9 protein-coding genes and 1 pseudogene are annotated in these 8,078 nt (G+C 60.7%); 2 read left to right on the forward strand and 8 right to left on the reverse strand.

Translation table 11 applies throughout. The features are described 5' to 3' along the window. Positions 1–18 precede the first annotated feature (18 nt). Both EWH12_RS18030 and EWH12_RS18035 read left to right on the forward strand, forming a co-directional pair. On the forward strand, positions 19–450 hold the full coding sequence (locus tag EWH12_RS18030) for an ester cyclase (protein ID WP_165363657.1): 432 nt from the start codon (positions 19–21) through the stop codon (positions 448–450). Further along, entirely contained in the window at positions 450–1,217 is a 768-nt protein-coding gene (locus EWH12_RS18035) for an SDR family NAD(P)-dependent oxidoreductase (RefSeq protein WP_066602449.1), read from the forward strand. The genes EWH12_RS18030 and EWH12_RS18035 overlap by 1 nt, the downstream gene beginning before the upstream one ends. Before the next feature lie 84 nt (positions 1,218–1,301). Here EWH12_RS18035 and EWH12_RS18040 read toward each other — a convergent pair whose 3' ends face one another. From EWH12_RS18040 to EWH12_RS18075, 8 genes and pseudogenes are all read right to left on the reverse strand, one after another. Continuing rightward, positions 1,302–1,550, reverse strand: coding sequence for a cytochrome C oxidase subunit IV family protein (locus EWH12_RS18040; protein WP_129927415.1), 249 nt, complete (start codon positions 1,548–1,550; stop codon positions 1,302–1,304). Beyond that, entirely contained in the window at positions 1,547–2,122 is a 576-nt protein-coding gene (locus EWH12_RS18045; protein ID WP_129927416.1) for a cytochrome c oxidase subunit 3, read from the reverse strand. The genes EWH12_RS18040 and EWH12_RS18045 overlap by 4 nt, the downstream gene beginning before the upstream one ends. Beyond that, positions 2,115–2,795 carry a hypothetical protein gene (locus EWH12_RS18050; RefSeq protein ID WP_129927417.1) on the reverse strand — a complete coding sequence of 227 codons (681 nt, stop codon included), beginning with the start codon at positions 2,793–2,795 and terminating at the stop codon, positions 2,115–2,117. The genes EWH12_RS18045 and EWH12_RS18050 overlap by 8 nt, the downstream gene beginning before the upstream one ends. Positions 2,796–3,044: 249 nt before the next feature. After that, on the reverse strand, positions 3,045–4,070 hold the full coding sequence (locus tag EWH12_RS18055) for an AraC family transcriptional regulator (protein ID WP_129927418.1): 1,026 nt from the start codon (positions 4,068–4,070) through the stop codon (positions 3,045–3,047). A 447-nt stretch (positions 4,071–4,517) separates the two neighbouring features. Continuing rightward, complete coding sequence (locus tag EWH12_RS18060) at positions 4,518–4,940, reverse strand: enoyl-CoA hydratase-related protein (protein ID WP_129927419.1); 423 nt, start codon at positions 4,938–4,940, stop codon at positions 4,518–4,520. A gap of 13 nt (positions 4,941–4,953) precedes the next feature. After that, positions 4,954–6,158 (reverse strand): annotated as a pseudogene (locus tag EWH12_RS18065) (acetyl-CoA C-acetyltransferase). A gap of 12 nt (positions 6,159–6,170) precedes the next feature. Further along, complete coding sequence (locus tag EWH12_RS18070; RefSeq protein WP_129927422.1) at positions 6,171–6,953, reverse strand: SDR family NAD(P)-dependent oxidoreductase; 783 nt, start codon at positions 6,951–6,953, stop codon at positions 6,171–6,173. A 521-nt stretch (positions 6,954–7,474) separates the two neighbouring features. Continuing rightward, entirely contained in the window at positions 7,475–7,918 is a 444-nt protein-coding gene (locus tag EWH12_RS18075) for a hypothetical protein (protein WP_129927420.1), read from the reverse strand. Positions 7,919–8,078: the final 160 nt, after the last annotated feature.

The raw sequence follows: 8,078 nt of genomic DNA on the forward strand, positions 1-8,078 counted from the left end.
ATGATGTGGAGGGAACACATGAATCTGGAATGGGAGCAGGACTGGCTGGAACAGTTCGACAATCGGCTGGAAGAACTGATGGCCAATTATCCGGCAGAGTTCGAATATGAGGATCTGAATTTCGGCGTCCGCATCGACAATGATCGCGATAAGCTGCGCCGCTGGTTCATGACATTCGAGAATGCCGATCCCGACAAGTCGAAACATTATTTCAACGCCACCCGCTATCATGGCGATGAAACAGGCGGTTGCCTGGAATGGACGTGGGAAATTCACCATATGTCCGACTTTCTCGGCCTGCCTGCCACCGGCAAGACGACGCTGGTGCAGGGCATGACCATCCATGCCTTCAAGGATGGCAAGATCGTGCTGGAACGCAGCCTGTGGGATACCGCGGCGCTGATGCGGCAACTGGGTTTGCAGGCGCCCGTCGAAGTGGAGTTTCATTGATGTTCGATCTGACGGGGAAAGTCGCGATCGTCACTGGCGCCGGATCGGGGATCGGCGCGGCGATCGCGCAGCGCTTTCGGGCGGCGGGCGCCGATGTGCTGGTGGCGGATATCAGCCCGCAGGCCGAAGTGCTGGCTTTGCAATGGGGCTGCGCTTTCCGCCGCACCGATGTCGGCCAGCCGGACGAGATGGCGGCATTGTGCGAGGATGCAGCCGCCCGCTTCGGCAAGCTCGATATTTTGGTCAACAATGCCGGGATCGCCGCATCGGCACCCATCGCGGAGGCGGACGAAGCGCGATCGCAGCGTTTCTGGCGGGTGCATATATTGGGCGTGCAGATGGGCATCAAAGAGGCCGCCGCGCGGATGACAGCGGGTGGGTCGATCGTCAATATCTCATCAATCACGGCCATGCGCGGCTTCCTGCAATGGGGCGAATATGCCGCGACCAAGGCGGGGATCATATCGCTGACCCAGACGGCGGCGGTCGAATATGGGCCGCGCGGCATCCGCGTGAACTGTATCGCGCCCGGCATCATCGACACGCCGATGGCGATGGACGAGGCGCCCGACATGGTGAGCCGCAACGCCAATGTCTTTACCCTGCTGGGCCGGATCGGTCGGCCGGAAGAACTGGCGGCCGCCGTTCATTTCATGGCGAGCGACGATGCAAGCTATATCACCGGACAGACGCTGCTGGTCGATGGCGGGTGGAGTACGGGCACGTCGATCAAGGGGATCGAACTGGCGCTGTCGACGACCGGCTGAAAAATGGGTCGGGAAAGGCATGGACGGTAGAAGCAGCTGCCGCCCCCATTTATCACCGGCCAGCCTGTAGGATAGGCGGACGTGTCAGTCGAGGAAATGCAGCGCCGTGATGAGCGCACCGCTCAGCCCGACAAGACCATCGAACAGAAGCCGCCAGGCCATCGGGGCGGCGCGCAATTCCATATAATAGCGCACGACCAGATGCGCCTTGACGGTGGCGGCCAGCATCACGGCGGCAAAGCCCCACCCCGCCGCACCCGCGCCCCCGAATCCGGCAAGCGTCGCCAGCAACAGCAAGACCCAGATAGCCGTCGGTCCGTTCGGGCACGTCATCGCGCGCCCTGCAAATAAAGCATCGCGAACAGAAATATCCACAGCAGGTCGACCATGTGCCAGAACAGCGCGCAAGATATGGTCCAGTCGATGAAGCCGGGGTCGGCCCGGTCCGCCCGCGCCCGCACGAAAGTCGCCACCAGCAGGGCGATGCCGATGGCATAATGGAGCAGGTGGATGCCGGTAAAAACATAGTAGAAGGTGAAGAAGGCGTCGGTCCGGGGTGTCAGGCCCTGTGCGATCTTGGTCGCATATTCGATGCCCTTGACGACGCCGAAGCACAGGCCGACGGCGATGGCGCACAGCAGATGGCGACGCACTTTGGGCATATGCCCGGTCCGCGCGCCTTCCACCGCCAGCGTCACCTGCCAGCCGCTGGTGATGAGGAGGAGCGTGTTGAGCAGCCCCAGCCGGATGTCGAGCAACGCCGCCGATCGGGCGAACAGCGCAGGCTGGGCCATGCGTTCGACCATGAAATAGCCGAAAAACAGGATGAAGTTGGCGATGTCGGCGGCAATGAAGGTCAATATGCCGGGAACCGGGCGGGATCGATCCGGGGCGGCTTCAACCATGTGGCGCGGGCGCCGGGGTGTCGCGTTGCAGCCGGGTCAGCGCGCGCAGAGTGAAGATCGAAAGGATTAGCATCGCCCAGAAAAAGAGTGAAAATTCCACCCAATAGTTGAAGAAGCCGCTACGCGAAAAAGGCCCGTCGCGGAAGAAGGGCAGGAAGCAGAAGCCCATGAAGGCGACCGCGACCCAGATCGCGAACCAGCATACGGGCCTGGGGATGAGCGGCTCGGCGCGCCAGTCGTTGAGGAAGCAGAGGGCAAAGGCCGTGACCTGAAGCATGGTGAGCGAGAAGGCCATGTCGAACATGATCCATCCCGTGTCGTAGAGCATCATCAGGATCGCCGGATCAGCCTCCGGCCGGAAGGCGGCGGTCAGCCAGAAGGCGGGCGGAAACACCAGCACCAGGGTCGTGAAGCCCGCGCCCCAGAGTTGCAGACGCGATAGCAGGTCATTGTCACGCTCGGCCGCCTCCATCACCTTGGTAATGCCCATGCCCCATACCAGATAAAGAACGCCCGACACCATCATGCCCGTCATGCCGATCCGCGCGGAGGTTGTATGCTCGCGGAAATGCCGAGCGATGTCATCGGCCGACAGCGCCGCCGAATAAGGCGGGATATTGTGCCCCAAAAGCGCGAAGAAGAGGATTAGCAGGATCAGCAGCGTCGGTCCCATCCACAAACAGAAACGCACATAGCGCAAAGGGTTGGAAGTCGGTGCAACCCGAAGGACTCCCGCTATCGCGACATTCGTCAATGACTGATCCGCACGCGCATCGTCGGCCAAGGATGTCATGCCCAGTCCCCGTTCCTGTCCATCGGTCGCCGTGCCGACTGGCGCCACCATGAACCCATGCGGGGCAAAGAGCGATATCCCTGGGCGCCATCACACGCCTTATCGTGCCAAAGTCATGATCTCTGGTCGTCAGTCGTCGGCCAGGCTGCGGTCGGCCAACGACCGCGCCTCCCGCCACACGCTCGGCCGCTGCGCGGTCCAGCGCATGAAGGCACGGGAGAAGGTGCTGCTGCTGGAAAAGCCCAGCAGATAGGCGATATTTTCGACCGTCAGGTCCGGGCGGCGCAGATAGTCATAGGCCAGCTCCTCGCGCAGCCGATCGAGCACCTCCTGAAAGGTCGTATTCTCCTCGCGCAGGCGGCGTAGCAGAGTGCGTTCGGTCATGGCGAGCAGGCGCGCAGTTTCCTGCTTGCTCGGTTCACCATTGGGCAATTGCCCGATCAGCGCGTCGCGGACCTTGCGCGAGAAGCGGCTGGCAAAGCGAAAGGCGAGATATTTAGCCGCCATCTCGTCCAGCATCGTCGCCAGTTCCTCGTTGGCGGACGGGACCGGCCGTTCGAGTATCTCGACCGGGAAGAGAATGCTGTTGATCGGCTGGCCGTAGCGGATAGGACAGCGAAAGACGTCGCGATAGGCCTGGTCATCGGCAGGTTTGCGGTGGCGGAAACTGACCTCGACCGGCGTGATCGAGGTGGACAATATCCATTCGCACAGCAGGAAGAAGCCCGCGAGCATGGTGTCGATCGTCTGGTAGATGGGCTGACGCCCGCCGGTGTTGAGATCAACCGTCAGGCGATAACCTTCCTCTTCACGCTGGAAGGATACCGCAGCAGAATCGGAGATCAACCGGGCGGAATGGGAAAAGCGTTCGGCCGCCCGGCGCAATGTGGCGCTGCACGACATGGCGTAACCCACGACATGAAAGGTCGACGGGCGGATATGGCGCGCGACCTTCAGGCCGAAATTGGGGTCGCCAGTCGCCTCGACAGCCGCGATCCACAGGCTGGTCACCTGATCCTGCGAATAGCGATGGCCCAGATCGCCGACGCGGCTGGCGTCCATGTCAATGTCGCGCATCAGGGCGGGCGGGTCGATCCCCGCATCCTCCAGCGCCTTTACGATCGCCAATATCCATGCCGACAGGCCGGTCTGCACGCTCTCTGTCTCCCCCCGTCATCCGGATTTTTCATATCCGGGCGATGATGGCTGGGACCATGGCCAAAGGCAAACGGCTCAGGCCTTTTTATGCAGAAAAAAGCCGCCCCCCGGTGCTCCCCGACTGCGGCCCGCGACCGTCCTGAAGAGAAGGGATCAGTCGAACTTGAACGCGAGGGTCGCGCCATAGTTGACGGGCCGGGCGACATAGCGCACCACGACGTCCTGGATGACGAACTGGTTGGTCCGATAATAGCTGATTGTGACGTTGCGGCCCCAAGAGGCTGAAGCTCCAGCGATAGTCCAGCGCTTTGACGCCGGCGCGCAGGCGGGTCCATGGATATCATCGGCGCCTCTTCGGGCACCGGATCATATTCGCCCAGTAACGCGGGCCAGAACTGGCCGGAGTTGAAGGCTTTCTCATCCGTCAGCAGGGCGTCGACATCATCATAGCACGCTACGCCTCGCAATTCGGTGATGACATCCCAGCGCAAGTTCAAGTCCCCCGCCAAGAACAACCCCGCCGATCACGGCGACGAGCGATTTGCCGAGCGTCTCCAGATTGCGGATGCGGCGGCTGAAACCGCCCGCCTCCGCCAATCCCGCCCGCAAATCCTCCTGGGTCGCGGCTTCGCGCCACCGCTCGACATCGACCTGCAATTCGACAAGATCGGCACCGGCGCAAAATCCGCTCGCCTTGCCCGAACATAATATGGCCCCGACGATCGCGTCGTCCTGATGCAACCGCTGCGCTAACAGGCCCAGATCGTCCTGAACCGCATGGCTGATGATGTTCATCGATCGATTTGGCATGTCGAAAGTGACGATCGCGACACCGTCCGCGCCGACTTCCAAGGTGAAGTTTTCCATGTCCGTCCCTTCCTCAGACGCGCGCTATGATCGTAGCGGTGCCCCATCCCCGCGCCCACGCACAGATTGATGAGCGCCGTCTCCTTGCCCGATCGCTCCAGTTCATCGACCATCGTGCCCAGGATCATGCCCCCGGTCGTGCCAAGCGGATGCCCCAGGGCGATGGCGCCTCCATTCACGTTGATCTTCGCCGGATCGATGTCCAGCGCCTGCATGTAGCGCAGCACGACCGCCGCAAGGGCCTCGTTCAATTCGAACAGGTCGATGTCGTCGCGCGTCATGCCGAGCCGGTCGAGCAGTTTGCGGGTCACGAACTCCGGTCCAGTAAGCATGATTGTCGGATCAGAACCGATGGATGCCGTTCCCAATATTTTCGCGCGTGGTTTCAACCCGGCGGCTTCTCCGGCCTCCCTGGAGCCGATCAGCACTGCAGATGCGCCATCAACGATGCCCGATGCGTTCCCGCCATGATGGACATGGTCGATCGGTCCCATCGCAGGATATCGGGCGCGCGCTACTGCATCATAGCCTGCCTCGCCCATCTTCACGAAGGCAGGCTTGAGCGCTGCAAGCGACTGCATGTCGGTTTGCGGGCGCATATGTTCGTCATGGTCGAGTATGACGATACCGGCCTGATCGAGCACCGGGACGATGGAACGGCCAAAACGCCCCTCCTCCCACGCACGCGCCGCGCGTTGCTGGCTCTGCATGGCATAGGCATCGACGTCATCGCGACTGAAGCCATGGATAGTCGCGATCATATCCGCACCAATACCCCTGGGGGCATAATAATGATCGAAGGCAAAGCTGGGATCGACCATCATGGCGCCACCATCAGCCGCCAGAGCCACACGCGAAATGGATTCGACACCGCCGGCAATCGCAAATCGCGCTTCGCCCAGCGCTACTTTGGCCGCCGCCATGTTGCACGCCTCCAGCCCCGACGCGCAAAACCGATTAATCTGCACTCCAGGAACGCGCGGATCATATCCTGCGACCAGCGCAGCGATGCGGGCGATGTCACTACCCTGCTCGGCAACCGGCATCACGCATCCCAAAATCACGTCGTCGACCAACCCGGTGTCAAGCCCGTTGCGATCACGGACGGCTTGGAGCACCTGCGCGGCGAGCGACAGCGCGGTAATCTAGTGCAGGGCCGTCAGGCCGCCCCTTACCGCGCGGCGTGCGAACCGCGTCATAGATAAAAACATCGGTCATGAGATCAACTGTTTAGCGGGGGCCGAGGCGGATCGCGCCATCAAGGCGAACGGATTCGCCATTCAGATAGCGGTTGCCGATCATGTGCAGGGCAAGCGAGGCATATTCCTCCGGCGCGCCAAGACGCTTGGGAAATGGGACCGACGCACCGAGCGACGCCTGCACATTTTCCGGCAGGCCACGCATCATGGGTGTGAGGAACAAGCCCGGCAGAATGCTATTGATCCGAATGCCTTCCCCCATTAGATCGCGTGCGATCGGCAGCGTCATACCCAGCACGCCAGCCTTTGATGCGGAATAGGCGGCTTGCCCCATCTGCCCGTCCTGCGCGGCCACGCTTGCGGTGCAGATGATCGCACCGCGTTCTCCGTCCTCAAGCGGATCGAGGTCCAACATGCCCTGCGCCGAAGCGGCGATGCAGCGAAACGTGCCAAGCAGGTTGATCTGAACGACCCGCTCAAAATCTCGCATCGGAAAACGGGAGATTCCCTCGTCCAGCTTGTTGCGGGATGCTGTCTTGAAGCCGTTGGCGATCCCTGCGCAGTTGACCAGGATACGCTCCTGCCCAAAGGCCGCGCGGGCTTTGGCGAAGCCCGCGTCGACCTGATCGTCCGACGTCACATCTACCTTGCAGAAAATTCCCCCGATTTCCGATGCCAGAGCAGAACCAGAGGCGTCGCTCATGTCGAAAATGGCTATTTTGGCGCCCGCTGCGGCCAGAGCTCTCGCCGTTGCCTCGCCCAGCCCCGATGCTCCGCCCGTAACGACTGCAACGACTTCACCGTTGATCTGCATTTCCGCCCCCGATTTATGGAATATTTCGAGCGCGATTTTTTGCACCGTATCGGCGAACCGGAAACGGCCAGGAGTGACAAGGAATGACCTTTCACGACAACCTTTCTCCTCGTTCAGAACCAATCGAAATTGCCAGCCTGTAGACAACGAGATTGCAGCCCTTCCGTAAAATAGGTCGCGCCCTGTGGTATCCCCGTTATTCAGATGGTGCGGTCAATGAGGACAAGGCCAAGATGTGGGGGTGCTTGAACGATAGGGCAGCCCCGTGGTCATCTGGATATTGCCAAGACGATGGGCCAAAGCCCGCCAACCCACCCGGACGATGTTCGAAGACTTAAGCAAAATAATATACAATATTATCTGTAGCGAGAGATCACTGTGATTCATGCTTGAACGGCCAAATGACCGCTTCAAGTGACAACAGGACGGGCCGTGTCGCTGGCGTCCGCTTTATATCCATAATCGCAGGAAGCGGGTAGTCGTGAAATGCCATCCTGCCGTCAGATATCATTCACCTGTGATCACCCTGTTCGCAACCAAATCTGATCCCCATTTGCGTTTCCGGCTATCTCGCCCGTCATCCCGACAGGTTCGACATCTCCGCTGATAAGGAGATCAAGAGTTGCGCTCTCCTCAGCCGGGACTTTGGCTAAAGTCCGTCGACCATCGACCGTGATCGCAACGACAACGCCATGTTTGATTGACCCATCTCTGTTATAAAGTACGGTGTAAGTTTCGATCGCCGCTGGTCCCACATAAGTTTCAACCAGCGCCGGCGCTTCGCCGCGATGGGCGTCAGCATCCGCCTGATAGTCGAAGCTCCGGGGAAAATGCGCCGCCGCGATGGGTCTGCTGCCCAATATTATGGTATGATTATGGGTAGCAAAACCACCATTGGCGAATAGAAGGCCCAGACCCGCGTTCTCGCGCAATCGTTGCACCATACTGACGACGGCGTGGCTCATATAATTGCCGATGGGACCGCCGCCGAAGGTCAGGTGTCAACGGCGGAGCAAAAGTCGGCCATTCGGCGGCGTAAAACCAGGCCATCGTGTTACATGCCGGGGGGAGTGGCGTGAGGGCGTAGCCCGAGGGCCACTCCCCCCGGCATTGGTGTAATTTTCA

The sequence above is a fragment of the Sphingobium cupriresistens genome, assembly GCF_004152865.1.
GTDB classification, from domain to species: Bacteria; Pseudomonadota; Alphaproteobacteria; order Sphingomonadales; family Sphingomonadaceae; genus Sphingobium; species Sphingobium cupriresistens.